The sequence below is a fragment of the uncultured Lactobacillus sp. genome, from assembly GCF_902491705.1.
Classification (GTDB): Bacteria; Bacillota; Bacilli; order Lactobacillales; family Lactobacillaceae; genus Lactobacillus.
The window spans coordinates 20,777-46,095 of sequence record NZ_CABUIW010000008.1 but is presented as its reverse complement, the minus strand read 5'-3'; the positions used below and the strand labels follow the sequence as shown (position 1 = coordinate 46,095).

The 25,319-nt window shown below is 36.7% G+C and carries 26 protein-coding genes and 1 riboswitch; of the genes, 23 read left to right on the top strand and 3 right to left on the bottom strand.

Annotation, left to right across the window (positions count from 1 at the left end):
• Position 1 precedes the first annotated feature (1 nt).
• The 3 genes from RDN22_RS03000 to RDN22_RS02990 all read left to right on the top strand — a co-directional run bounded on the left by RDN22_RS03000 (position 2) and on the right by RDN22_RS02990 (position 2,160).
• Positions 2–253, top strand: a complete 252-nt coding sequence (locus RDN22_RS03000) for a lipopolysaccharide assembly protein LapA domain-containing protein (protein WP_308555769.1) — start codon at positions 2–4, stop codon at positions 251–253.
• A gap of 102 nt (positions 254–355) precedes the next feature.
• The gene (gene rpmF, locus RDN22_RS02995) at positions 356–544 is read left to right on the top strand and encodes a 50S ribosomal protein L32 (RefSeq protein WP_003547064.1); all 189 of its coding nucleotides are present in this window, start codon (positions 356–358) and stop codon (positions 542–544) included.
• A 59-nt stretch (positions 545–603) separates the two neighbouring features.
• Positions 604–2,160: a bifunctional UDP-sugar hydrolase/5'-nucleotidase gene (locus tag RDN22_RS02990; protein ID WP_308555766.1), complete on the top strand. Its 1,557-nt coding sequence runs from the start codon at positions 604–606 to the stop codon at positions 2,158–2,160.
• Positions 2,161–2,224: 64 nt separating this feature from the next.
• Here RDN22_RS02990 and RDN22_RS02985 read toward each other — a convergent pair whose 3' ends face one another.
• Positions 2,225–2,443 carry a YjzD family protein gene (locus RDN22_RS02985; protein WP_308555765.1) on the bottom strand — a complete coding sequence of 73 codons (219 nt, stop codon included), beginning with the start codon at positions 2,441–2,443 and terminating at the stop codon, positions 2,225–2,227.
• Positions 2,444–2,556: 113 nt separating this feature from the next.
• Here RDN22_RS02985 and RDN22_RS02980 point away from each other — a divergent pair, with 113 nt between their 5' ends.
• From RDN22_RS02980 to RDN22_RS02905, 16 genes are all read left to right on the top strand, one after another.
• The gene (locus tag RDN22_RS02980) at positions 2,557–5,664 is read left to right on the top strand and encodes a DNA polymerase III subunit alpha (protein ID WP_308555764.1); all 3,108 of its coding nucleotides are present in this window, start codon (positions 2,557–2,559) and stop codon (positions 5,662–5,664) included.
• A gap of 166 nt (positions 5,665–5,830) precedes the next feature.
• On the top strand, positions 5,831–6,793 hold the full coding sequence (gene pfkA / locus RDN22_RS02975) for a 6-phosphofructokinase (RefSeq protein WP_308555762.1): 963 nt from the start codon (positions 5,831–5,833) through the stop codon (positions 6,791–6,793).
• A 33-nt stretch (positions 6,794–6,826) separates the two neighbouring features.
• On the top strand, positions 6,827–8,596 hold the full coding sequence (pyk, locus tag RDN22_RS02970) for a pyruvate kinase (RefSeq protein ID WP_308555760.1): 1,770 nt from the start codon (positions 6,827–6,829) through the stop codon (positions 8,594–8,596).
• 131 nt (positions 8,597–8,727) lie between these two features.
• Positions 8,728–9,618, top strand: a complete 891-nt coding sequence (locus RDN22_RS02965) for a S1-like domain-containing RNA-binding protein (protein WP_308555758.1) — start codon at positions 8,728–8,730, stop codon at positions 9,616–9,618.
• The gene (gene xerD / locus RDN22_RS02960; protein ID WP_308555756.1) at positions 9,608–10,513 is read left to right on the top strand and encodes a site-specific tyrosine recombinase XerD; all 906 of its coding nucleotides are present in this window, start codon (positions 9,608–9,610) and stop codon (positions 10,511–10,513) included. Before RDN22_RS02965 ends, xerD begins: the two co-directional genes overlap by 11 nt.
• Before the next feature lie 8 nt (positions 10,514–10,521).
• Entirely contained in the window at positions 10,522–10,875 is a 354-nt protein-coding gene (locus tag RDN22_RS02955) for a reductase (protein WP_308555754.1), read from the top strand.
• A complete protein-coding gene (locus tag RDN22_RS02950; protein WP_308555752.1) occupies positions 10,868–11,608 on the top strand; it encodes a segregation/condensation protein A in 741 nt (246 codons plus the stop codon). Before RDN22_RS02955 ends, RDN22_RS02950 begins: the two co-directional genes overlap by 8 nt.
• Positions 11,598–12,188: an SMC-Scp complex subunit ScpB gene (gene scpB / locus RDN22_RS02945; protein WP_308555750.1), complete on the top strand. Its 591-nt coding sequence runs from the start codon at positions 11,598–11,600 to the stop codon at positions 12,186–12,188. Before RDN22_RS02950 ends, scpB begins: the two co-directional genes overlap by 11 nt.
• A complete protein-coding gene (locus RDN22_RS02940) occupies positions 12,188–12,904 on the top strand; it encodes a pseudouridine synthase (RefSeq protein WP_308555748.1) in 717 nt (238 codons plus the stop codon). The genes scpB and RDN22_RS02940 overlap by 1 nt, the downstream gene beginning before the upstream one ends.
• Before the next feature lie 28 nt (positions 12,905–12,932).
• Positions 12,933–13,048, top strand: a riboswitch (FMN riboswitch).
• 78 nt (positions 13,049–13,126) lie between these two features.
• Positions 13,127–13,816, top strand: a complete 690-nt coding sequence (locus RDN22_RS02935; protein ID WP_308555746.1) for an ECF transporter S component — start codon at positions 13,127–13,129, stop codon at positions 13,814–13,816.
• Between the two features lie 103 nt (positions 13,817–13,919).
• The gene (locus tag RDN22_RS02930; protein WP_308555745.1) at positions 13,920–14,387 is read left to right on the top strand and encodes an SAG1386/EF1546 family surface-associated protein; all 468 of its coding nucleotides are present in this window, start codon (positions 13,920–13,922) and stop codon (positions 14,385–14,387) included.
• A 50-nt stretch (positions 14,388–14,437) separates the two neighbouring features.
• A complete protein-coding gene (gene cmk / locus RDN22_RS02925) occupies positions 14,438–15,112 on the top strand; it encodes a (d)CMP kinase (RefSeq protein WP_308555743.1) in 675 nt (224 codons plus the stop codon).
• A 70-nt stretch (positions 15,113–15,182) separates the two neighbouring features.
• A complete protein-coding gene (rpsA, locus tag RDN22_RS02920) occupies positions 15,183–16,394 on the top strand; it encodes a 30S ribosomal protein S1 (RefSeq protein ID WP_308555741.1) in 1,212 nt (403 codons plus the stop codon).
• Positions 16,395–16,462: 68 nt separating this feature from the next.
• Positions 16,463–17,770: a ribosome biogenesis GTPase Der gene (der, locus tag RDN22_RS02915; protein ID WP_308555739.1), complete on the top strand. Its 1,308-nt coding sequence runs from the start codon at positions 16,463–16,465 to the stop codon at positions 17,768–17,770.
• Between the two features lie 168 nt (positions 17,771–17,938).
• The gene (locus tag RDN22_RS02910; RefSeq protein ID WP_003547110.1) at positions 17,939–18,214 is read left to right on the top strand and encodes an HU family DNA-binding protein; all 276 of its coding nucleotides are present in this window, start codon (positions 17,939–17,941) and stop codon (positions 18,212–18,214) included.
• Positions 18,215–18,301: 87 nt separating this feature from the next.
• Positions 18,302–19,549 carry a tetratricopeptide repeat protein gene (locus RDN22_RS02905; RefSeq protein WP_308555736.1) on the top strand — a complete coding sequence of 416 codons (1,248 nt, stop codon included), beginning with the start codon at positions 18,302–18,304 and terminating at the stop codon, positions 19,547–19,549.
• Between the two features lie 29 nt (positions 19,550–19,578).
• Here the strand turns inward: RDN22_RS02905 and RDN22_RS02900 are convergent, their stop codons facing one another.
• A complete protein-coding gene (locus RDN22_RS02900; RefSeq protein ID WP_308555734.1) occupies positions 19,579–20,466 on the bottom strand; it encodes a YitT family protein in 888 nt (295 codons plus the stop codon).
• Positions 20,467–20,545: 79 nt separating this feature from the next.
• On the opposite strand from RDN22_RS02900, the gene RDN22_RS02895 reads away from it, so the two are divergent.
• Entirely contained in the window at positions 20,546–21,745 is a 1,200-nt protein-coding gene (locus RDN22_RS02895; protein WP_308555732.1) for a CCA tRNA nucleotidyltransferase, read from the top strand.
• Positions 21,746–21,780: 35 nt separating this feature from the next.
• Here RDN22_RS02895 and RDN22_RS02890 read toward each other — a convergent pair whose 3' ends face one another.
• Positions 21,781–22,446, bottom strand: a complete 666-nt coding sequence (locus RDN22_RS02890; RefSeq protein ID WP_308555730.1) for a hemolysin III family protein — start codon at positions 22,444–22,446, stop codon at positions 21,781–21,783.
• Between the two features lie 117 nt (positions 22,447–22,563).
• Here RDN22_RS02890 and RDN22_RS02885 point away from each other — a divergent pair, with 117 nt between their 5' ends.
• The 3 genes from RDN22_RS02885 to RDN22_RS02875 are packed head-to-tail and all read left to right on the top strand — an operon-like array spanning position 22,564 to position 25,299.
• Positions 22,564–23,415 (top strand): DegV family protein, encoded by an 852-nt coding sequence (locus tag RDN22_RS02885; protein WP_308555728.1) that lies wholly within the window; start codon positions 22,564–22,566, stop codon positions 23,413–23,415.
• Between the two features lie 3 nt (positions 23,416–23,418).
• Positions 23,419–23,649 (top strand): YozE family protein, encoded by a 231-nt coding sequence (locus RDN22_RS02880; protein WP_308555726.1) that lies wholly within the window; start codon positions 23,419–23,421, stop codon positions 23,647–23,649.
• A 51-nt stretch (positions 23,650–23,700) separates the two neighbouring features.
• Positions 23,701–25,299 (top strand): sodium:proton antiporter, encoded by a 1,599-nt coding sequence (locus tag RDN22_RS02875; RefSeq protein ID WP_308555724.1) that lies wholly within the window; start codon positions 23,701–23,703, stop codon positions 25,297–25,299.
• Positions 25,300–25,319: the final 20 nt, after the last annotated feature.

Below are 25,319 nucleotides of genomic sequence, written 5' to 3'. Positions count from 1 at the left end.
GATGGAAAAACAAAGAAACTTAATTATTGGCTCGATTGTTGCTTTAATTGCCGTAATTTTTGTGGTGCTTAATACATCACCTGTTGCAATTAATTTCGGCTTTTTTAAGGTTAAATTGCCTTTGATCGTAGTTTTAGTAGTAATGGTAATTATCGGTATGATTATTGCCTGGTTCTTTGGACGCGATCAAAAGGAACATGAAGCCAAAAATAAGATTGCATTTTTAAATAAAAACAAGAAGAAAACTGAATAAATCTTGATTTATTCTCAATTGAATAGTATGATTGAATCACGTGAGTAATTCAGGGTTCATTGATCCTGAAGCTTAAGACTACAATAAAGGAGATCAAATTAAATGGCAGTTCCTGCAAGACATACTTCTAAACAAAAGAAACGTTCACGTCGTGGTCACATTAAGTTGAGTGTTCCAGCAATGCACTATGATGCAACTACTGGTGAATACCGTTTAAGCCACCGTGTTTCACCAAAAGGTTATTACAAGGGTCGTCAAGTTGTTAACAACAACGATAACGGCAATAACTAATTAAAAGACACCTGTAATGATGGTGTCTTTTTTTATGCCTAAGAAAAGGATTTGGAAAAATGAAATTAGTATTTTTGCATTCAAGCGATACTCATGGCTTCTTATTGCCAACAGATTATCATAATAAAACAGACTATGATGCACCAATTAGCTTGAGTCGAGTAAGCTCTGTTATTAAGTCAGAAAAAGAAAAATATGGTGCAGATCACGTTGTGGTAACAGATGCTGGTGACTGCCTTCAAGGTTCTCCACTTGCTTCTTACACCCATTCAACAGGTGACTACAATGACTTATTGAAGTTTACTGAAGCATATAATGCAGTGGGGTATGATGCACGTTGTCTTGGAAATCATGACTTTAACTTTGGCTTGGATTATTTAAGCTACTACGTTGATCATAATAAGGCTCCAATCATTAATGACAATATTTTGGACGCTGAGACCGATGTACCATTTTTCGGCAAGGAATATACAATTGTAGAGAAAAATGGGCTTAAAATCGGTATTTTGGGCATTACAACGCAATATATCCCACATTGGGAGCCTGCTCAAAACGTAGCTGGTTTAAAATTTGCTTCTGCGTATGAAAAGATTAAGCATTATGCTAAAATTTTGCGCCCACAAGTTGATGTTTTAGCAGTAATGTATCATGGTGGTTTTGAAAGTGATCCAGTGACTGGTGAAGCTACTGAGCCTCATCGTGGTGAAAATGAAGGCTACAAGATTTTGACTGAAATTCCAGAAGTCGATGTCTTTTTAACAGGTCACCAACACCGCCGCTTAAATGTGGTTACTAAAGACACTGCAATTGTTCAACCAGGCTATCGCGGTGAAGCTGTTGCAGAAGTTGTATTAGACATTGATGATCAAACTAAGAAGATCACTAATATGACCACTAAGTTGATCGACACTAAAGACTATGATCCTGATCCGGCTGTAGTAGAAAAAGTGGCTGATCTAGATAAAAGAACCCAAGCTTGGCTTGATCAACCTATTGCTCATTTGAATAAGCCTGCTCGAATTGAAAATGCAATGAAGGGCAGAATTGAAGGTGCACCATTTATTAATTTGATTCAGCAAATGCAATTATGGTTCACTAAGGCTGATGTTTCAGCTACAGCTGTAATGAGCGAAACAGCTAAGGGATTCGACAAGACGGTTACAATGAGAGATATCTTGCTTAACTATCCTTATGCAAATCAATTGTGCAGAGTGAAGTTAACAGGTAAAGAATTGCGCCATATCATTGAACACAGTGCTGGATTCTTGAAAAAGGATAAAGATGGCAAGATCACCTTTATTGATCGCTGGATTAAGCCTAAGCCAATGCTTTATCATTTTGATGTCTTTTATCCTGTTGAATACGAAGCTGATTTATCAAAGCCTGAAGGTGAAAGATTAACTAAGTTGACTTTGCACGGTAAGCCAATCGAAGACGATAAGATCTATCATTTGGCAGTAAATAACTATCGTGCAATGGGTGGTGGCTTCTATCCTGAATACAGCATGGATAAGATTGAAACAACACTGGATAAAGATTATGTTCAAATGTTTAGTGAGTACTTAACCCATGGCGATGTTCAAGTAGATACTAAGAAGAATTATAAGTTCTATTAAAACGAAAAAAATACACGTGAGACAAATGATTCTCACGTGTATTTTTTATTAATGATTAAATTAATTACTTTAACTTACTGTACTTGCTATTATCCTTGTGTGAATGAGCAGTAATGGTTGCAATAATTGCTGAGAAAAGAATACCAAAGACTACACCGACAATAAGACAAGTTTTCATGTCAGCAGCGTTGAATGAAGCACTTTGGGTTAAAGGACCAGCAATAAAGCCTACAACAAACATGTAGATTACGCTCCATACGATTGTAACGATATATCGACCCATATTGATTCCTTCTTTCGTGTAGAATTTTATCAAAAACCAAAGCTAATTTCAAACTCTATTAAGGCAATTTGATATACTAATTATAATAAGTATTCGTGAAAGGTGGTTAAGTTATGCAAATAGCTGCACTACAAAATTTAAGTTCATTTACATTACTAGATAGTCCAACCAAAATTTCAGATTTGATTGAAACGGCTAAAGAAAATGGCTATAGCGCCGTAGGCTTAGCAGATATTAACGTGACGTATGGTTTAGTGAACTTTTATGAAGTAGCTAAAAAATCGGGCATTAAACCACTTTTAGGGATGCAAATTCGTTTAAATGGTTTAGTTGATAGCACGCAAAAATATGACTTGTTGGTTTTTGCCAAGACTAATGAGGGTTATCACAATTTGCTTCGACTTTCTAGTGCAATTAATTTATTAACTGAAAATGGTCAAAATAATAAGATATTGACTTTAAAAGAGTTGACCAAGTACTTAACTGATTTGTTGGTTGTTATACCTGCAAATACTAAAAGTGAATTAGTATATCTTTTTGAGACTAATCAGCAGTTAGGTAGCGATTATTTACGTGATTTAAAAAAGCTTGTTCCTGATCTTTATATTGGCGTCTATGCAGCACAAAATGCACAAGATTATATTGATTATGCTCGTTCTTTGAGTAAACAGTTTAAGCTGCCACTAGTTGCAGTAGAAGACTGCGAATATTTAAAACCACGCGATCAATTTTTACAAAAGACTTTGCGAGCTATTGGTTCAGGTCAAAAAATTCAGGATACGGTACCTTTAGCCAAGCAAGATGGTTCGCACTATATGACTAGTGCAGAGCAAATGCTTGAAAGGTATCATCGCTTTGAATTAGACGATGCAATTAATAATACCGATGAAATTGCACAAAAATGCAATGCGGAAGTAATTTTTCAAAAGCCAGTTTTGCCTAAGTATCATCAAAATAAATTCCCTACTTCTGAAGAATATCTGCATTATTTAGCACAAACTGGTTTAAAGGCGAGATTTGGTCAAGCTTCAGTTCCTGCAGAATATCAAAAACGGCTTAATTATGAATTGCGAATTATTAACCAAATGGGCTTTGATGATTATTTCTTAATTGTTTGGGATGTAATCAACTATTGCCACCGCGTAAAGATTACTACTGGTCCCGGAAGAGGATCAGCTTGTGGTTCGCTTGTTTCATATGCATTAAGAATTACAGAAGTAGATCCATTAAAATATCACTTGCTGTTTGAGCGTTTTTTGAATCCTGCTAGACACGAAATGCCAGATATCGATTTGGATATTCCTGATATTCATCGAGATACTGTAATTAAATACATGTATCAAAAATATGGAATGGATCATGCAGCTCAAATTCTTACTTTTGGTACACTAGCTGCTAAACAAGCTTTACGTGATGTTGGCCGCGTTTTTGGTTTAACAATGGTCGAAGTTAATAAATGGGCACGTGCTATTCCATTTTCTAAAGGCAAAATCACTTTAAAACAAGCCTATGAAGAATCACGAGAATTGCGTTTATTAGTTGATGCAACTACAGAAAATAAATTGCTCTTCAAAACAGCAATGGCATTAGAAGGTTTGCCACGGCATTATTCAATCCATGCGGCCGGCTTGGTAATTAGTGATGATTCAATTGCTGGGATTTCTGGCTTGCAAGCAGGGCCTTTAGGCATTCCAGTTACTCAGCAGACTAAACGATACGTTGAATCCTTAGGTCTTTTAAAAATTGACTTCTTAGGATTACGTAATTTGACCGTTTTGGGCAATATTTTGGACTTAGTCCGTAGTCAAGGCGTTAAGATTGATCCAAATCAAATTCCGCTAAATGATGCAAAAACGTTAGAGTTGTTCCAGCAAGGGAAAACCGATGCGATTTTCCAATTTGAATCTGAAGGAATTAGACGAGTTTTGCGTCAACTTCATCCTGATAATTTCGAAGACTTAGTAGCTGTGAATGCTTTGTATCGTCCGGGTCCAATGCAAAATATTGATACATTTGTGGCACGTAAAAATGGTAAAGAACCTGTACGCTATCCAGATCCAAGCTTAAAGCAGATTTTGCAACCAACTTACGGCATCCTGGTTTATCAGGAACAGGTTATGCAAACTGCACAGATTTTAGCTGGTTTTTCACTAGGAGAAGCCGATATTCTGCGCCGGGCAATGTCTAAGAAAAAGCAAGACGTAATTGAGCAAGAAAAGAGCAAATTTATTGCTGGTGTAGTTAAAAATGGGCACGCTAAGGAAGTGGGAGAGCGTGTATATCACTATATTGAGCAATTTGCCAACTATGGTTTCAATCGTTCTCACGCTGTAGCTTATACTAAGATTGCTTTTTGGCTTGCTTATCTTAAAGTGCATTATCCAGCTGCTTTTTATACGGCAATGTTAAATTCATCTACTTCTGCTAAAGCTCAGCAATATATAATGCAAGCCCAAGAAGCAAATATTCGAGTTTTAACGCCTGATATTAACCACAGTCAGCTAGAATATACGCTGCAAAATAATAATATTTTGGTTGGTTTAAAGGCTATTAAAGGCTTGAGAGTGGACTTTGCCAAAGAAATTGTGGCTAATACTAAGCCATATAAATCACTTAATGATTTTTTGCGCAGAATTGATTCTAAGTTTTTACAAGTTGATGCAATTGAAGCTCTGATTATGGCTGGTACATTTGATCAAATAGAAGACAATAGAAATGAATTATTAGCTAACTGTAAGGACATAATTGCTAATGTTCAATTAACGGGGCAGAATATTTCTTTGTCTGAAATTTTGGGGGATGCACCATTAAAGCCAGCCGAAAAGCCAACTAATGCCGAAAAAGCTGAAATGGAAGAAAAGGTTTTGGGCTTTGCGACAACTACTACACCACTAGTTGCCGTACAAAAGTATGCTAGAAAATTTAATGCTATACCTTTAAATCGATTCCAAATTAATGAATCAGGAATTAGTGTAGGCAAACTAATGGGGCTTAAGAAGATTCGAACTAAGAATGATAAAACAATGGCTTTTGCTAGTTTTGCTGATTCTTCAAGCCAGCAAGAAATTATTATTTTCCCAGCAGCTTATGAAAAATTTAACAATATTTTGAAAATTGGCGATATTTATTTGCTTGGATTGCGTACTCAGGGTGATCGTTATGATCAAAATAAAATGCAATATTTATTGACCAATTTGAGAAAAGTCAATTTTAAAGATTAATTGCTACCCTAGCGTAGACGGTATGTTAGCAATGTAAGTGCTAACATTTTGACATATCAAAATAAAGCCTAAATTAGCCCAATTTTTATGAGCTTTTTAAGCCAAAAAATGTTAATATTTACTTGATGTGAGAAATTACACAAAATAATCATGATGAGGTGAATTCATGAAACGGATTGGTATTTTAACTAGTGGTGGAGACGCCCCTGGTATGAACGCGGCAATTAGAGCTGTTACAAAGACTGCCATTCATCATGGCCTTGAAGTCTTTGGAATTCGTTATGGTTTCGCTGGTTTGGTTGCAGGTGACTTTGTTCCGCTTACTACGGAAAATGTTGACCACAAGATTAGTGAAGGCGGTACATTCTTGTACAGTGCTCGTTTCCCTGAATTTGCACAAGAAGAAGTGCAACAAAAGGGTGTAGAGCAATTGAAGAAGCATGGTATCGATGCAGTTATCGTTATTGGCGGTGACGGATCATACCACGGTGCTTTGGCCTTAACTCGCCACGGCGTAAACTCAGTTGGTTTGCCAGGAACTATCGACAACGATATTCCTTACACTGACTACACAATTGGCTTTGATTCTGCTTGTCGTACTGCTATGGACGCAATTGATAAGATTCGTGACACTGCAAGTAGTCACCACAGAGTATTCATTGTTAACGTAATGGGTCGTGAATGTGGTGATATTGCTATGCGTGTCGGTGTTGCAAGCGGCGCAGATGCTATTGTAATTCCTGAACGTCCTTATGACATTAAGGAAATTGCAGAAACTCTTAAACGCGGATTTGCAGATGGCAAAGATCATGGTATCATTGTCTTAGCAGAAGGTGTCATGTCAGCTGATAAATTTAAGGATGAATTACTTAAATACGGCGACTTTGATGCTCGTGCTAATGTCCTTGCACATATGCAACGTGGTGGCTCACCTACTGTCACAGATAGAGTAAATGCTACTAAGATGGGTAACTATGCTGTTAAGTTGCTTCTTGATGGGAAGGGCGGTTTAGCTGTCGGCATCGAGAATAGCAAACTTGAAACCCACGACATTCTTGATTTGTTTGATGGTAAACATCACGGCGATTATGCGCTTATGGATGTAAATGAAGAAATGACTAAATATTAATTTAGTTGATTTTTGGAGAGGATTTTTTTAATAATGAAGAAAACTAAGATTGTTAGTACTTTAGGACCAGCTTCAAACGATATTGAAACTATTACTGCTTTAGCAAAAGCTGGTGCAAACGTATTCCGTTTCAACTTCTCACACGGTGACCACCCAGAACACCTTGCTCGTATGAAGATGGTTCGTCAAGTGGAAAAGGATACTGGTTTGCTTCTTGGTATCGACCTTGACACTAAGGGTGCTGAAATCAGAACCACTGAACAAGAAGGTGGCAAGTTTACTATTAACACTGGTGACATGATCCGTGTATCAATGGATGACACCAAGAAGGGTAACAAGGACATGATCCACGTTACCTACGATGGTTTATACGATGATACTCACGTTGGTGGTCACGTATTAATCGATGATGGTTTGGTTGACCTTTTGATCAAGGAAAAGGACGACTCAAAGAGAGAATTAGTTTGTGAAGCTCAAAACACTGGTGTTATTGGTTCAAAGAAGGGTGTTAACGCTCCTGGTGTTGAAATCCGCCTTCCAGGTATCACTGAAAAGGATACTGACGACATCAAGTTTGGTTTACAATACGGTATTAACTTCATTACTGCTTCATTTGCACGTAAGGCTCAAGATATCTTAGACATCCGTAAGCTTTGTGAAGAAGCAGGTGCAGACTACGTTAAGATCTTCCCTAAGATTGAATCACAAGAAGGTATCGACAACGCTGACGAAATCTTACAAGTATCAGACGGTTTGATGGTTGCTCGTGGTGACATGGGTGTTGAAATTCCATTCATGGAAGTTCCATTCGTACAAAAGAGCTTAATCCGCAAGGCTAACGCACTTGGTAAGCCAGTTATCACTGCTACCCAAATGCTTGACTCAATGCAAGAAAACCCACGTCCAACTCGTGCCGAAGTTTCAGACGTTGCTAACGCTGTTCTTGATGGTACTGACGCAACTATGCTTTCAGGTGAATCAGCAAACGGTCTTTACCCAGTTAAGGCTGTTAAGGCTATGGCTGAAATTGACGAACGTACTGAAAAGCAAATGCTTAAGCGTAACACTTTAGCACTTCAAAGATTCGAAGCTTACAAGGGTTCAAACGTAACCGAAGCTATTGGTGAATCAGTTGTACGTACTGCTCAAGAATTAGGTGTTAAGACTATCATTACTGCAACTAACTCAGGTTACACTGCACGTATGATTTCTAAGTACCGTCCAAACGCAGACATCATTGCATTGACCTTCGACGAAAAGATCCAACACTCATTAGGTATTGTTTGGGGCGTTCAACCATTATTGACTGAAAAGCCTAAGTCAACTGATGACATGTTTGAAGTAGCTGCTAAGGTAGCTAAGGAAAAGGGCTTTGTTAAGGATGGCGACCTTGTAATCATCGTTGCTGGTGTTCCAGTTGGTGACTCAGGTACTACTAACTTGATGAAGTTACAAATCATCGGTAACAAGCTTGTTCAAGGTTTAGGTGTTGGTAACGGTTCAGTTATCGGCAAGGCCGTTGTAGCAAACTCAGCAGAAGAAGCTAACAGCAAGGTTAAGGAAGGCGACATCTTAGTTGCTAAGACTACTGACCCTGACTACAACCCAGCTATTAAGAAGGCTTCTGGTTTAGTTGTTGAAGCTTCAGGTTTAACTTCACACGCAGCAGTTATCGGTTTGTCATTAGGTATCCCAGTTGTTGTTGGTGCTACTGACGCAACTTCAAAGATTTCTGATGGCTCAACTATCACTGTTGACGCTCGTCGTGGTGCTATCTACCAAGGCGAAATCTCAAACCTTTAATTTAAAAAAGATATAAAAAATAAGATTAGCTAATCAAAAAATAGTCAGCTTTCGAGCTGGCTATTTTATTTTGCCCAAATTTCTCTTATACTTATATATAATAATATGTAAAGTAGGAGATTCAATTAATTATGCTTGGAACTGTTGAAAAAGGAAAAATCATTGATGAAAATGAAAATGCTTATTATGTTCAAATTGATGGAATAACTTATGAACTAAAAAAGCATGAAATCACCCAAGACGATATTCCAAAAGTCGGTGATGAAATTGAAGGTTTTATCTATGATAATAAACATCATGATCGCGAAATGACTCAATTTTTGCCATTTGCGCAACCAGATCAATATGGCTGGGGCAAGGTTACTGAAGTAAGACCAGGATTGGGTGTATTCGTTGATGTAGGTCTTCCTGATAAGGATGTAGTATTGTCTATGGATGATTTACCACGTGAAAAGGAAAGATGGCCTCGCCGCGATGATCGCTTATTAGTAAGACTAGAAACAGATTACAAGGATCGAATCTGGGCAAAGTTAGCTGATGAAAATATTTTTGAACAATTAGCTGCCAACTTTCCTAACAATATGAATAACCAAAATGTCTTCGGTACTGTGTATGCTAGCCGTGAAATTGGTGCCTTTGTATTAACTGACGATTATTACTTGGGATTTGTTCACGCTTCTCAAATGCCTCGTCCAATGCGTTTAGGCGAACAATTTAAGGGTAGAGTAATTGGCGTTAGTCAATATGGTCGTCTGAATTTGAGTGCTTTGCCTAGAGCCTTTGAAGAAATTGATGATGACGCTCAAATGATTTTAATGAGTTTGCGTAGACGTGAAACCAAGACTTTACCTTTCTATGACAAGTCTGATGCACAAGAAATCAAATCATACTTTGGTATTTCAAAGTCTGCTTTTAAGCGTGCTGTAGGTTACTTACTCAAGGCTGGCTTAATTGAAGAAGATAAAGATGCAGGAACTATAACTTTAATTAAAGATCCAGAAGAGGATATCGATGGCGAATAACGAGTTGCAAGATCAAATTGATGATTATTTACGTTTTAGCCAAGTTGAAAGAGGCCTAAGCGATAACACGATTAGTGCGTATCGACAGGATTTGGAGGAATTTCTTTCTTTTATTAAAAAAGAAGGAATGACTTCATGGCCTACTGAAGCTAGTGACGTTGATGCTTTTTTGGCTAGAGAGCGTGATTTAAATAAAGCAACTAGTTCGATTAGTCGGCTTATTTCTAGCATGCGTAAGTTTTATCAATGGCTTGCTCGGCAAAATATTCAAAAGTTAAATCCGATGCTAGAAATCGATCTACCTAAAAAAGAGCGTCGTTTTCCAACTGCTTTAAGTAGAGAAGAAGTTAATCGTTTATTAAAGCAGCCAGATGTAGAACAAAAATTAGGTCTGCGTGACCGTGCAATTCTTGAAACTTTATATGCTACAGGAATGCGGGTAAGTGAATTAATTAATCTAGAATTGCAGGATATTCATGAAGACCTTGGCTTGATTCGTGTTTTAGGAAAAGGCTCAAAGGAAAGACTAATTCCAATTAGTCCTGTTGCTTTACATTGGATTGATAAATATCAAAAACAAGTTCGTGATCCATTGATTCTTAAATCTGGAAAAAATGATGAACATCTTTTTTTAAACAATCGCGGAAGCAAATTAACTAGACAAGCTATCTGGCAAATGATCAAGAAATATTGTCAAATGGCCAATATTACTAAAGATGTTACACCACATACTTTGCGTCATACTTTTGCGACGCATTTACTAGAAAATGGTGCAGACTTGAGAGTTGTTCAAGAGATTTTAGGTCACTCAGATATTAGTACTACTCAGATTTATACTAATTTATCGCAAAAACATATTTTACAAGTGTATCAAAAGACTCATCCACGTCTTTAGGTGAAATTATGCTAATACAATATAAAAAAGATTATGAAAAGACAGCTATGGGGTTACTCTCATATTTGCCAGACTTCAAAAATATTGAAAACTTAAAAGAAGAGATCAGTTTAAATCAAGAAGACAATGATTTCGTATTGTTTTTGTATCGCAATAAGCAAAATAATATTGTTGGTGTATTAGGTACTCAAATTACGGATAAATTTATTGTTATTCGTTATTTGTCACTTGCTCCAGGCTTTCGTGAAATTAGTTATGAAAAGGATATTTTTGCGGAATTGAAGAATGAATATCCAAATAAGAGGATAACAGCAGTACCTGAGTACACTAAGCTATTAAAGGCAGTTGAAATAAATGGATAAAAAGGATTTAACATTAGAGTTGCCTAATTTTGAAGGGCCACTGGATTTATTGCTGCACTTAATTCAATCACAAAAAATCGATATTTATGATATTCCTATTGCCCAGATTACTAGTCAATACCTCGAATATTTAGGTCAAATGCAAAAACTGAATTTGCAAATTGCTGGTGAATATTTCGTAATGTCCTCAACTTTGTTGCGGATAAAATCACAATATTTGTTGCCGCAGAATGACTTTGTAGATGAAGTGGAGCCAGATGATGATCCACGTGATGAATTAGTTCAACAACTGATTCAGTACTCAGTGTTTAAAAAAATCTCGGCATATTTCAAAGAACGAAATGAAGAAGTGCCAATTACAGTTTCTAAAGAGGCTAGTGTTTCTAAGTCTGTTAAAGTACAGCCTTTGCCTAAAGGTCAGATTACGGCTGATGAATTGGCAACTACTTTTAGTATGGTTTTACGGCGCTTAAAATTGCGTAAGCCAAATACTGCTGCAATTGAAGTTGCAGAAACCCCAATTAATGATATGATTGATTTTTTGCGTGGGCGATTAAAGCAAACGAAGAAAGTCAGCTTTTTTAGTTGTACAGATCGAATGCGGTCAATTTCTGATGTGATTGGCTTATTTTTAGCAATGCTTGAATTGTGTAAAAATCATGAAATTTATATTATGCAAGCAAGAGAATTTGGGGATTTGGATTTAGAAAGAACAGATGTAAATGGCAAGTAAAGAAGCAAATTTAGAAGCACTTCTGTATGCAGCTGGAGATAGTGGAATTGAAGAGCAGAATTTAACTGCGCTTCTTGGAGTAGATGGCGAAGAATTAGGTCAAATTGCAGATAAATTAAAGCAAAAATTGGCAGCAGATCAAGACTCTGGAATTCAGTTAATTCATGTGTCTCATACTTATAAGTTGACTACTAGTCCTCAAACTGCAGAAATAATTGAAAAATATTTCCAAAAAGATTTAACAAAGAATTTAAGTCAATCTGCATTAGAAATTTTGGCAATTGTTGCATATCGCCAGCCTATAACTAGAGTAGAAATTGATGATATTCGTGGCGTTAATTCTTCAGGAGCGCTGCAGACATTAGTTTGGCGTGGTTTAATTGAAACTAATGGTAAAAAGGAAGCTCCAGGACACCCTAAGCTTTATGTGACTACAGATTACTTTTTACAATATTTCAACTATCAAAGCTTAGCTGATCTTCCACTGATTGAAGACTTTGAAGATAATACAGAAGGCGAAGAAATAAATTTATTTGATCCTAAAAAGTTAGATCAAGATAATCAGAAAGAAGGACAATAATGGCAGAAAGACTGCAAAAAGTTATAGCAGAAGCAGGTATTGCATCAAGAAGAAAAGCAGAAAAAATGATTACTGCTGGACGTGTTAAAGTTGATGGCAAAGTAGTTACCAAACTAGGTACTAAGGTCGATACTTTTAGCAATATCACAGTAGACGATGAGCCAATTGAGCGTGAAAGTTTGCATACTTATCTTTTCTATAAACCTCGTGGCGTTGTTTCTACAGCTAGTGATGATAAGGATAGAAAAACAGTCGTAGATTATTTTGAAGATGTCCCATACCGTTTATATCCTGTAGGTCGCTTAGATTATGACACTTCCGGTCTTTTATTAATGACTAATGATGGTAAGTTAGCTAACTTGTTAATGCACCCAAGAAACGAAGTCTCAAAGGTTTATGTGGCTAAAATTAAGGGTATTTTGACACCAGATGAAATTAAAACTTTAACTCATGGTGTTAAGCTTGATCGCTTTAAGGCCGCTCCAGCTAAGGTAAAAGTGCTTAAAACAGATAAGCGCAAGGATACACAAATTGTTCAATTAACCATTCACGAAGGTCATTATCATCAAGTAAAGAGAATGTTTAAAGCTGTTGGTCACTTAGTTGAAAAGCTTTCACGTGAAAAGTATGCCTTTTTGACACTGGATTCACTTACTTCAGGTCAATATCGTGAATTGTCTAAAAATGAAGTTGACAGATTAATGCGTTTGGACTAAATTATAAGTGTAAATTGAATATTAAGGTTATTGTCTTCAGGGCAGGGTGAAAGTCCCGACCGGCGGTGAGAGTCCGCGACCCACATTTTGTGGCTGAATCTTTTATGATACCGATAGTTATAGTCTAGATGGAAGAAGACAGATCAATAAAAAATCTTACTTTACTTTTAGAGGTCTGTTGCTGAAGCAATAGACCTTTTTTCTTGGAAAGGAAAAGTAAGTATGGATAAAGTAAGAACTAAATCCAGTAATTTAACTAATGTTATTGCCTATGCATTGATCGGCTGTATTGCCTTTGTAGTAATGAAATTTGAATTTCCAATTATGCCAGGTATTGGCTTTTTGAAATTTGACTTTTCAGATGTAATTATTACGATCGGGATGTTCATTTTTGGAGCTGTTCCTGGAGTTATTATCGCATTAATCAGAATGATCTTAAGTTTGATTTTTAGCGGTTTTGCTCTTCCAAGCGTAGTCGGTGAAATAGCTGCCTTTTTAGCATCTATGTCGTTCTCATTGCCATTTTACTTCTTAAGTAAGAGTGTAACCCCTGAAAACAGAAAGACCTTGAGAGGGCGCTTAATGCCGGTTGTGGGCTTAATTATTGGTATCTTGGCAATGACTTGTGTCATGGCTTTAGCTAATGCCTTTGTTTTGACACCAGTTTATGCAGTAACTGCGGTACCTAACTTGCCAGCAATTAATAGCTATGGTGCGCTTTACCACTTTACAGAAAAGGTATATTTAGGACAATTGCTTCATTTGCCATCAATGAGAGCATATATTTTCGGCATTATTGTTCCGTTTAATTTATTAAAGGGAGTTATCAATAGTGTTGTAGTTTACTTATTGTTTGAGGCAACAGTTAAGACGATTAAGCCATTTGTACGTAAGAGATTTAATTTAAACTAAAAAATATTCCATCAACTGATTAAAGGTTGATGGATTTTTTTATATTCAAAGCTTTGTAAAGTATGCTAGAATTAATCCGTTAAGTGAATGGAGGAATTTATAGATGGATAAAAAATCAACGGGTCCATACAAACACTATGAGCGACCTACTGAGAAAAGAAGTGCAAAGGAGCATCCGTCTAGCGGCTCTGGTCGCTGGGTTGCAGTCATTGTAATTTTAGCAGTGATCTTAATTGCACTTGTTCCAACAGTTTATCGCTTAGCCTCAAATCATTCTTCTGAAAAAGCTACTGAAGTTCAAACAGTCAAGAAGACTTCTTCAAGTTCCAAGAGCTCTCAAGCTAAGAAAAAATCCTCGGCTTCCTCAGCTTCTTCAAAAAAGGATGATTCTGCTAAAACTAGTTCTAGTTCATCTGAAAAATCTACGCCTAAGACCTACGTGGTTAAGACAGGCGATACTTTAACTAGCATTGCAGAAAAGCATGGATTAACAGTTGATCAATTAGCCAAGTTAAATAATCTTAAAGACACTTCAAATGTCAATATTGGCCAGACACTTAAGTTGAAATAATCTTTCAGAAAGGATAAAAGAGATCGACTGTAAGATCTCTTTTTGTTGAAATGCAAGTAGCAGTAGATGGTCCTGCATCAGCAGGAAAGAGCACGGTTGCTAAAATCATTGCTAAGAAATTGTCATTTGTATATATTGACACAGGTGCAATGTACCGTGCATGTACAGTTATTGCCCGTAATCACAAGTTGGATTATGGGGATGAAGCCGGAATCTTAAAAGCTATCGATGAAGATGGAATTGAATTAAGATCCGAAAACGGCGAGCAAAAAGTTTATGTAGCTGGAAAAGATGTTTCTAAGGAAATTAGAACACCAGAAATTTCAGCTAATGTATCACAAGTATCAGCTTTACCTAAAGTTCGTGAAAAAATGGTTAGTCTGCAAAGACAAATGGCAGGCAAAACCAACGTCATCATGGATGGGCGTGATATCGGTACTACAGTATTGCCAAATGCAGAAGTAAAGATCTTCTTGGTGGCTTCTGCCAGATCTCGCGCTGAGCGTCGCCTTTTAGACTTTAAAGAACGTGGCATTGAATCTAATCAAACTGTTGATGAAATCGAAAAAGATATTGCAGCAAGAGATTACAAAGATTCTCATCGTAAAGTTTCGCCATTAAAAAAGGCAGATGATGCAATTGAAATTGACACTACAAACATGTCGATTGACCAAGTTGTAGAGGCAATTTTAGCTCAAATCAAAAAAAGTCAAAAAAATTTTTAAAAAACGGCACAAAATAGTAGAAAAATATCTAACTTTCATTTAAAATGGGACATGATATTGGGAGGTACATATGTCAGAAAACAGTAATCAATTTTTAGACGCATTAAAGCAAATGCAAGGAGTTGAGGTCGGAGATATTGTCGATGTCGAAGTATTAGACGTTGAAGACGGCCAAATCGATGTTGGCGTTGAAAACGCTGGTGTTGAAGGTGTTATCACTCGTCGTGAATACACTTCAGATCGTAACGCAGACTTACGCGATTTAGTTAAGCCTGGCGACAAGTTCAAGGCCTTAGTATTAAGAAGAGCTGGTGGCGACAAGGAAAACGGTGAATTCTTCTTCTCAGTTACCCGCTTAAAGGAAAGAGAAGCATACGACAAGTTACAAAAGGACTTCGAAGAAGGCAATGCTATCGAAGGTACTGTAACTTCATCAGTACGTGGTGGTTTGCTTGTTGATGTTGGTACTCGTGGTTTCTTACCAGCTTCATTAATTTCAAACCGTTACGTTTCAGATCTTAAGCCATACATTGGTAAGACTATGAAGCTTAAGATTACTGAAATTGATCCAAACAAGAACCGTTTGATTCTTTCACACAAGGACTTAGTTGAAGAAGAACGTGAAGAAGCATTTGATAAGGTTGCATCACAATTAGTTGTTGGCGACGTTATCGAAGGTAAGGTTTCACGTTTGACTAACTTTGGTGCATTCATCGATGTTGGTGGTGTTGACGGTTTAGTTCACATTTCAGAAATTTCTTACAAGCACGTTGACAAGCCAAGCGATGTTTTGAAGGTTGGTCAAGATGTTAAGGTTAAAGTCATTGGTATTGACAATGACAGACATCGTATTTCCCTGTCTATTAAGCAAACTGAACCTTCACCATTTGAACAAGCTACTGCTGACTTAAACGAAGGCGATGTTTTTGAAGGTGAAGTTAAGTCATTGACTAACTTTGGTGCATTTGTTGAAGTTGCTGACGGTATCCAAGGTTTGGTACACGTTTCAGAAATCTCAAACAAGCACGTTGACAAGCCAAGCGATGTTTTGAAGGTTGGCCAAACTGTTAAGGTTAAGGTTTTGAACATTGACCCAAGTGACAGAAGAATTTCACTTTCAATCAAGGCTGCTGACTCAAACGCTTCATCATCAGACAACAACAGTTCTCGTCCACGTCGTTCACGTAACGAAAACTCAGTTAACAAGAAGTACATGAGTGACAATGACAACGGCTTTGCATTAGGTGACATCATTGGTGACCAATTAAAGGACCGTAAGTAGTCATTTCTATTAAAAAAGCCGACACGATGTCGGCTTTTTTATTTTCTAATTTGTAAAGGAGGCTGAAAATGGCTTTACCAGTTGTAGCGATTGTTGGCCGACCAAATGTCGGTAAATCAACGCTCTTTAACCGTATAATTAATCAGCGCTTAGCAATTGTTGAAGATAAGCCTGGTGTAACTCGAGACAGAAATTATGCTCAAGCCGAATGGATGGGACACAAATTCGATTTAATCGATACTGGGGGTATTACCTGGGAAGGCGGTAAGATCGAAGAAGAAATCCGTGCCCAAGCCGAAATTGCTATTGAAGAAGCTGATGTTATCGTCATACTTACTAGCGTAGTAAATCATATGACGGATCTTGATGAACGTGTTGCTCATCTACTTTATCGGACTAAAAAGCCAGTTATTTTGGCAGTAAATAAGGCTGATAATCCTGAACAAAGAAACGATATCTATGATTTCTACAGCTTAGGTTTAGGTGATCCAATTCCTGTTTCAAGCAGTCATGGTACTGGTATTGGTGACTTGCTTGATGCAATTGTGTCAAAATTCCCTGAAGATAAAGATACTCAAGCTGAAGACGTTATTTCTTTCAGTGTTATTGGTCGACCAAATGTTGGTAAATCTTCTATTGTCAATAAATTATTAGGCGAAGATCGAGTAATTGTTGCCAACGAAGAAGGTACGACTAGAGATGCTGTTGATACACCTTTTACTAAAGATGGCGTTAAATTCAAGGTTGTTGATACTGCCGGAATTAGAAGACGTGGTAAGGTTTACGAAAAGACAGAGAAGTATTCTGTATTGCGTGCTATGAGCGCTATTGAACGCTCAGACGTGGTTTTATTAGTTCTTGATGCAAGTACAGGCATTAGAGAACAAGACAAGCACGTGGCCGGATATGCCCATGAAGCAGGACGTGGCATCATCATCGTTGTCAATAAATGGGACTTGCCAAAAAAGAACAGCACAAGTGCCAAAGAATTTGAACGAGAAATTAGAGACGAATTCCAATACTTGGATTATGCTCCAATTTTGTTTGTTTCTGCCAAGACTGGACAACGTCTTGACCAAATTCCATCAATGGTTAAGGAAGTTTATGACAACCAAAATCAACGTATTCAGTCAAGCGTCTTAAACGATTTATTGCTTGAAGCAAGTAAACTTGTTCCTACCCCAATGGTTAAGGGTAAACGTCTTCGCGTTTACTACATGACGCAAGTAAGTACAAATCCACCAACTTTTGTTGTTTTCGTAAACGATCCAGAATTAATGCACTTTTCATATGAAAGATTTTTGATAAATCAATTGCGTCAAAACTTTGATTTTACAGGAACACCTATAAAAATCCTTCCTAGAAAGAGAAAGTAATAAAAAAGTTGCCAAATTTACTAAAAAACCTTGTTGTAATAAGGGTTTTGTGATATTTTGGTTTCTAGGAAAGAATGATTAATTAAGCAAGATCATTATTCCTTGTTTTTTTCGAAAAACAAGTATAAACTTTGGACTTCGGGTTCAAATTCAGGAGGTGAATTATTTATGGCAAATAAAGCTGAATTAGTTTCTGAAGTTGCTTCAAAGACTAAATTGACTAAGAAAGAAGTTGCTGCTGCTGTTGATGCTATCTTTGGCTCAATTCAAGACAACCTTGCTAAGGGTGAAAAGGTACAATTGATCGGTTTTGGTACTTTTGAAGTACGTCACCGTGCAGCACGTAAGGGTCGTAACCCACAAACTGGTGATGAAATCGAAATCCCAGCAAGTGAAGTACCTGCATTTAAGCCAGGTAAGGCTCTTAAGGAAGCAGTTAAGTAGTCAATTACTTAATTTCAATAAAAAGACGTTGGATTTTATTCCAGCGTCTTTTTTTAGTACAATAAAAGTCTGATTGGAGGAAAAATAATGAGTTATTCTGAACAATTGCTTGATTCAATTCAAGATCACGATTTTTCACAAAGCAAACACCTTTTAAAAGAAGCATTAGATAATGATGATCCTGAAATTTTGGCATCCCTTGCTGAAAACTTAACCGGCTTAGGTTTCACCGACTTAGCCAAGGAAGTTTATCGTGCTTTAATCTCAAAATTCCCTAAAGAAGATCTATTTAAAGTATACCTAGCAGAAATTTTACTTAATGACGGCGATGAAGACGATGGCTTGTCGCTGCTTTACAGCGTCTCTAAGGACTCTTCTGCCTATTTGGATAGTCTGCTCGTCCAAGCCGATTATTACCAAACAAGCGGCTTGATTGAGACTGCAAAGGATAAATTATTGCAAGCATTGAAGATTGCTCCTGAAGAAGATGCAGTTAAGTTTGGTTTAGCAGAATTAGACTACTTAAGCGGCGACTACGAACAAGCTTTAGCTTTATATAAAGATTTAGTTCAGCGTCAAGAGACATTCGGCGAAGTTAACTTAAATCAACGTCTCTTTGCGACAAATGCTAAGATGGGCAACTATGAACAAGCAGCTGATATTATTAGAAAACGCAGCGATAGCATTTTCGATATTGATAGCAAGTATGAAGCAGGTCTAGTCATGTTGTCTGTAGGCGATGATGACAAGGCAATTAAGTTCTTAGACGAAGTAATTGAGCAAAGTCCAGACTATGTCAATGCTTACCCATTATTAGCTCAAGCTTATGAACATAAACACGATAATGAACAAGTACTTCGTACAGCTCAAGCAGGATTGGCTTATAACGAGCTAGATGAGACTTTATATTCATTAGGTGCTAGAAGTGCAGCTAACCTAAATCAAATGGATACAGCCAAAGAATTACTTGAAAAGGGCTTAAAAGTTGCACCAGACAATAGTGATTTGCGTATGCAATTATCTAACTTGTATCTGCACATGCATCAAGATAATGACAATATTGCTTTGTTCAAAGATATGGATAATGAGAATATTGAGCCTCAAGCTCACTGGAACATGGCTTTATCTTATGAACGACTAGATAACAGTGAAAAGGCACAAAGCGAATTCTTGCTAGCTTATCCTGATTTTAAAGAGAATCCTGACTTCTTGCATCAGATGATTATGTTCTTCAATGCTCAAAATAATAACGATATCACTAAGCAATTGCTGGAACGTTATCTTAAGCTTGTTCCTGAAGATGATGAAATGCAGGATTTATATAATAATCTATAAAAAAATAAACCGACTAATGTCGGCTTATTTTATTTCCTGATGAAAAAGTGATGACGTTTTTGCTTATAGGTAAATCCTTCACCAGCGGCTTCGTGTACCTCAAGAATTGAGAAGAAGGCGTCAGGATCTTCTTTTCTAATTAATTGCTTGATAGCGGGAATTTCACGTGGTGAAACTACTACATAGATTACGCGTTTGTCATCTTGTTTATAGCCGCCCAAGGCTTTTAAATAAGTGAAGCCGCGATCAAGCTTTAAATCAATCATCTTACCAATTTGTTCGTATTTATCTGAAATAATTAACAAAGCACGTGCATTGTAAGCACCTTGTTGAACGGTGTCCATTACGCGAGACAAAACAAATGAAGCAAGAAGCGTATACATCATATGCTTAATGTCCAAATATGATAGAGAGGCAAATAAAACTACTGCGTCGCAAAAGAGCAACATTTTACCAGAAGAAATACCAAATTTAAGTTGGCAAATTCTTGCAATAATATCAGTTCCTCCGGAAGTGCCGTTATATCTGAAAACTAGTCCCAATCCTATCCCGGAAAGTACACCAGCAGAAATTGCTGAAAGGAAGAGGTCGTGTTCTAAATTCAATTGTTTTATAATAGGAACTGAGCGCCAAAACCAAAGGAAAAAGGAAAGAGATAGCGTTCCCCAAATTGTGTATGATAAAAGGCGTTTTCCCATAAAGCGGTAACCAATTAAAATAAGGGGAATGTTAAGTACAAGAGTGGAAAGACCCATATTGATACCCCAGAAATGACGCAGAATCAGTGCGATACCGCTTAAGCCCCCGTCTGCTAGTTTGTTGGGTACGGAAATCATATCTAGGCTTATGCCGTAGATGGCGCATCCAAGTGCAATCATCAAAAGATCAATGAATGTTTCTTTATTGATTCTTTTCATTTTGCTTACCTCCTTCAATGCTTTTTCCTTCATTCTAACAGACAAAGAATTAAAAAGAATAAGAATTGAGATTTTATTAATGATCAAAATAGATAATTTACCAGAAATATTTGTTAAAGCCATGCCCGTCCTGCAAACCTTAGAAAATGCAGGATTTGAAGCTTATTTTGTAGGTGGCTCAGTAAGAGATGTTTTACTGCATAGACACGTTCACGATGTAGACATCACTACTAGTGCTTATCCAGAAGAAGTTAAAGAACTTTTTGATAAATCAATTGATACAGGTATTAAACACGGAACCGTTACTGTTTTATATGGCGGTGAAAGCTATGAAATCACTACTTTTAGAACAGAATCAGGTTACCAAGACTTTAGAAGACCAGATCATGTAACTTTTGTCCAAAATCTTGATGAAGATTTGAAGAGAAGAGACTTTACTATTAATGCCTTAGCAATGAATATGCGCGGCGAAATTGTTGATTTGTTCAACGGAATTGAAGACCTGAAGAATCATGTTATTCGTGCTGTTGGTAATCCAGAAAAGAGATTTCATGAAGATGCATTGAGAATGATGCGTGCAGTTAGATTCATGAGTCAGCTAGAATTTAAACTGGAAGCTAAAACTGAGCAGGCAATTAAAGACAATCATGAATTATTAAAGAAAATTTCGGTTGAACGTATTCGTGAAGAATTTGTCAAAATGGGCTTAGGACCATTTTCTAGACAAGCATTTCAGATTTTCTTAGATACCCAGCTAAGTGAAGATGTACCTGATTTTGCAGGTAAGAAAGACTTGTTGCAAATTTATCCACGATTAAAATTTAGTCCTACAATGGAAAGCAGCCTGTGGGCGATCATTATCATTTTGCTTAAAGTGCCAAATGAACAAATCAGTAAATTTATGCGTGACTGGAAGAATTCGAACGCGATGACTGATAAGGTTGAGCGAATCATTAAGATGTTCGATTTAATTGCAGATCATGAACCAACTGATTATGAGCTCTTTGAGGCTGGAGAAGAGATTATTATCAATACAATTGATGTTGCTCATATTTTAGGACAGCCAGTTGCATCAGAAGCCTTAGTTGACCGCTACACAGCTTTGCCAATTAAGACGTCAGGCGAGTTAGCAATTGATGGTAGTTTCTTGATTGAGCGAGGGATGCGTCCTGGTGCACAACTTGGCCGTACTCTTAACAAGATTAGAGAATTGGTTGTAGATGGCGAAATTGAAAATAGTGAAGAAGCTATTGAACAATATTTGGATAGTTTAGATTAGCATAATAAAAATGCGGCAGATTTCTGCCGCATTTTTTAAACATAAAACAAAACTGAAAAGTACATCAAGATTGATCCTAGCATTACGAATAAATGCCAAATTGTATGAATAAAAGGTACGTTGCGCATGCTGAATAAGATTGCCCCGATTGTGTAAGCAACACCGCCGCCAACTAATAGCCAAAAGCCAGTTGGACTTAAACGACCATATAAATATGGGCCTGATAGAATGACTAACCAGCCCATACCCACATATAAAATTGTGTCTAAGATGACGTGCTTTCCTCGGTTAAAAATGTAATAGATAATGCCGAAGACAGTTAAGGCCCAGATCAAGCCAAATAGCGTCCAGCCCCAAGCACCGCCAATAGCCACTAAAGAATATGGGGTATAAGAGCCAGCAATTAATAAAAAGATCGAAGAGTGATCAAAAATTTGAAAGACATGCTTGGCTCTGGTAAATATCAGGCTGTGATATAGCGTTGAAAATAAATAGAGTAAAACTAAGCATGATCCATAAATAGTGAAAGTTACAATGCGCATTGGACTTCCGGTATGGGCTGCTCTAACAATTAAGACTACTAATCCTGCAATTGATAAGCCAAAACCAATACCATGAGTAATTGCGCTGAAGATATTATCTAAAAGATAATATCTTTTAGATCTATGTTTAGGTTCTTGCCATGGTTTACTAATGTTCATTAAATACATCCAATCAATTGTTTATTCTTAAGTAATTTTTTTGATACAATACATAATATATGTTGCACACATTTTATCATAAAATGGGTAAATAAATTAGAATTGAAGGCGAATACGTTGTCAAAGATCAAAGTTATGACGGATTCATCCGTCCAACTAACAAAAGAAGAAATTGAAAAATATGATATTACTGTAGTTCCGTTGACGATAACTATTGATGGCAAATCGTATGTTGATGGAGTCGATATAACTAGAAGCGATTTTGTCAAAAAGATGAATGAAGCAGAAAACCTTCCTAAGACTAGTCAACCACCAATTGGTCGTTTTGTTGAAGTAATTAAAAATTTGACCGAAGATGGAAGCAAAGTAATTGGTATTTTCTTAGCTAAATCTTTAAGTGGAACGATTTCTGCAGCACGTCAAGCTGCTGAAATTGCCGAGCAATCTGATAATGTTACAATTATCGATTCAGAATTAACTGATAGAGCAGAAGGCTTTCAAGTTTTGGCAGCTGCTAAAGATGCTCAAGCTGGAAAGTCGATGGATGAGATCGTTAGTCACGTTGAAAAGATTAGAGACAACCAAAAGTTGGAAATGATGGTTGTTAATTTAAAGAACTTAATTAAAGGCGGTCGTCTTGGCGCACTTTCTGGTCGAATTGCTACAATGTTGAACATTCGAATTGCATTGCAAATGCCAAAAGGTGAATTAAACGTCTTTAAGAAGGGCCGAGGCAAGAAATTTAGTCGTGCCTTTGATAAACGAGTTTTAGACGAAATTGCAGAAAATAAAGACCATATCAAAGAAGTAGGAATTTCTTATGTTGATACGCCTGAACCAATGCATGAGTTAGCAGATAAAATTAAAGAAATCAATCCTGATATTAATGTTTTAGTTGCTGAAACAAGTCCAATTATTGCTACACATGCTGGTAATGGTGCCTACGCAATTTTATATTATTTGGAGTAATGTATGGCTTATCGAGAGAGTTTTTATCGTTATTTGATGACGCAAAGGGATGCCGATTCAACGGATGAGGTAGCTCAATTTGCTAATAATGCACAAAATGATCTGACTTTTCCTAAGCAGGAACAAAATTATGAGAAGTTGTCAGATTATTTAGAACTTAATGCTAGTTATTTACCAAGTATGTCAATTTTTGATCGTGCATACAAGATGTACGAAGATAAAATGATGTACTAAGCCCAAGCCTCTGAATTGCCTGGGCTTTTTTATTAATTGAGACTTGGAACTATGAATGTAATAATTTTTATAGGCTTCCTTTTGTTTGCTGTAGCAATAGTTAATATAATTCAACAGCATCTTTTTAGAAGAATATCTGTTAATTATATTGCGATGCTAATGGGAATGGCGATTGCGTTAATTCCTCAAACTAACCGAATGATTGAAGGATTTAGCTCGGAAATCTTTATGGGTTTGATTGTTGCACCGCTTTTATTTTTTGAGGGGCAACGTACGCGGCTATATAATGTATTGCGCAGCTGGCGAGCCATATTAGGCTTAACAGTAGTAATGATTATCCTGGCTACAATAACTGCAGCATTTGGTATTTATTTGAGTTTAGGTGTTTCACTACCTTTATCTTTTATTTTGGCGGCTATTTCAACGCCTACTGATGCTACAGCAACAGAATCGGTGGTCCACGGACTAAAATTGCCTAAGAAGATAGAATTTTATTTAAAAGATGAATCGTTGTTTAACGACGCTTCTGGCATTATTTTGCTTAACATGGCAGTTGATTGGTATATTCATAAACAATTGCGTATTGGCGAAGCTATTGGAAACTTTATCTACTCTGCTGGTGGCGGAATTGTTTTTGGCAGTTTAATTGCTATTTTATTAGTCTTTTTGCGTCAAGTAAGTTTAAGGTCCAAACATCATTTAGCAAGCAGTACTATCATGCCGCTAGAGATACTATTTTTCTTAACGCCACTAGCTATTTACTTTTTGGCAGAAGAAGTTCATGTGTCAGGAATTATTGCTGTTGTGGCAGCCGGGCTAGTACACAATGTAGAATCAGAGCGTAGCAGATTGACTAATGCATCAATTTTTTATAATAGCAATCAATTTTCTGAGCTACTCATAGACATTCTTAATGGAATTGTTTTCTTATTACTTGGTATAATTATTATTCGCTCAATGAGTGAAGATATATTTAATGTGCAAACCATTGATGCAATTCTAATTGGTATAATTCTTTATTTGGCTAATTTGGCAATTAGATTTTTATATTGCCGTTTTGCACCTGAATTAAAGGGAAAAATTAGCTATAAAGATGCTTGGATATTTAGTTTAGGCGGAATTCATGGCGCCGTAACTTTTGCATTGGCTTATACTTTGAGTGAATTAAATGTAAATTTAGCAGATTTTCATTTGATTTTGATTAGTGAAATTACTTTGATTCTTCTCAGCATGATTGTACCAACAATTGTATTTAGATTTATATTGCCCAAGGACAAGCCGGATTATGCTCAAAGAGCAGAAGTTGATCGAGTTCGCGTAGAAATGGTGCAATATGCTTTAGAGCAGATAGATAAAATTTATTTGCCAGTAAAAATTCGTAAGCAATTGGAGTTTGATTTAAAAGCTCAAATGAATCAAACTTCAATCAAAGATTTTATTAAAGAAATTAAACATACTGCTAAGCAAAAAGAATTGCCTGAAGATCAAAAGGAATTTAGAGCAGTTGTTTATCGTTATGCATTTAGACAAGAAAGGAATTACTTAGGCAGAATAGTACAAAGAGAACAAGAATATCGTCATGGTTTTCTGACTTTGTATAAAGAAATATTAATGGCCGAAGTTGTTTTCTTGAATACTGAAGAAAATTAAATGTTTTAGAAAGAGGAGAT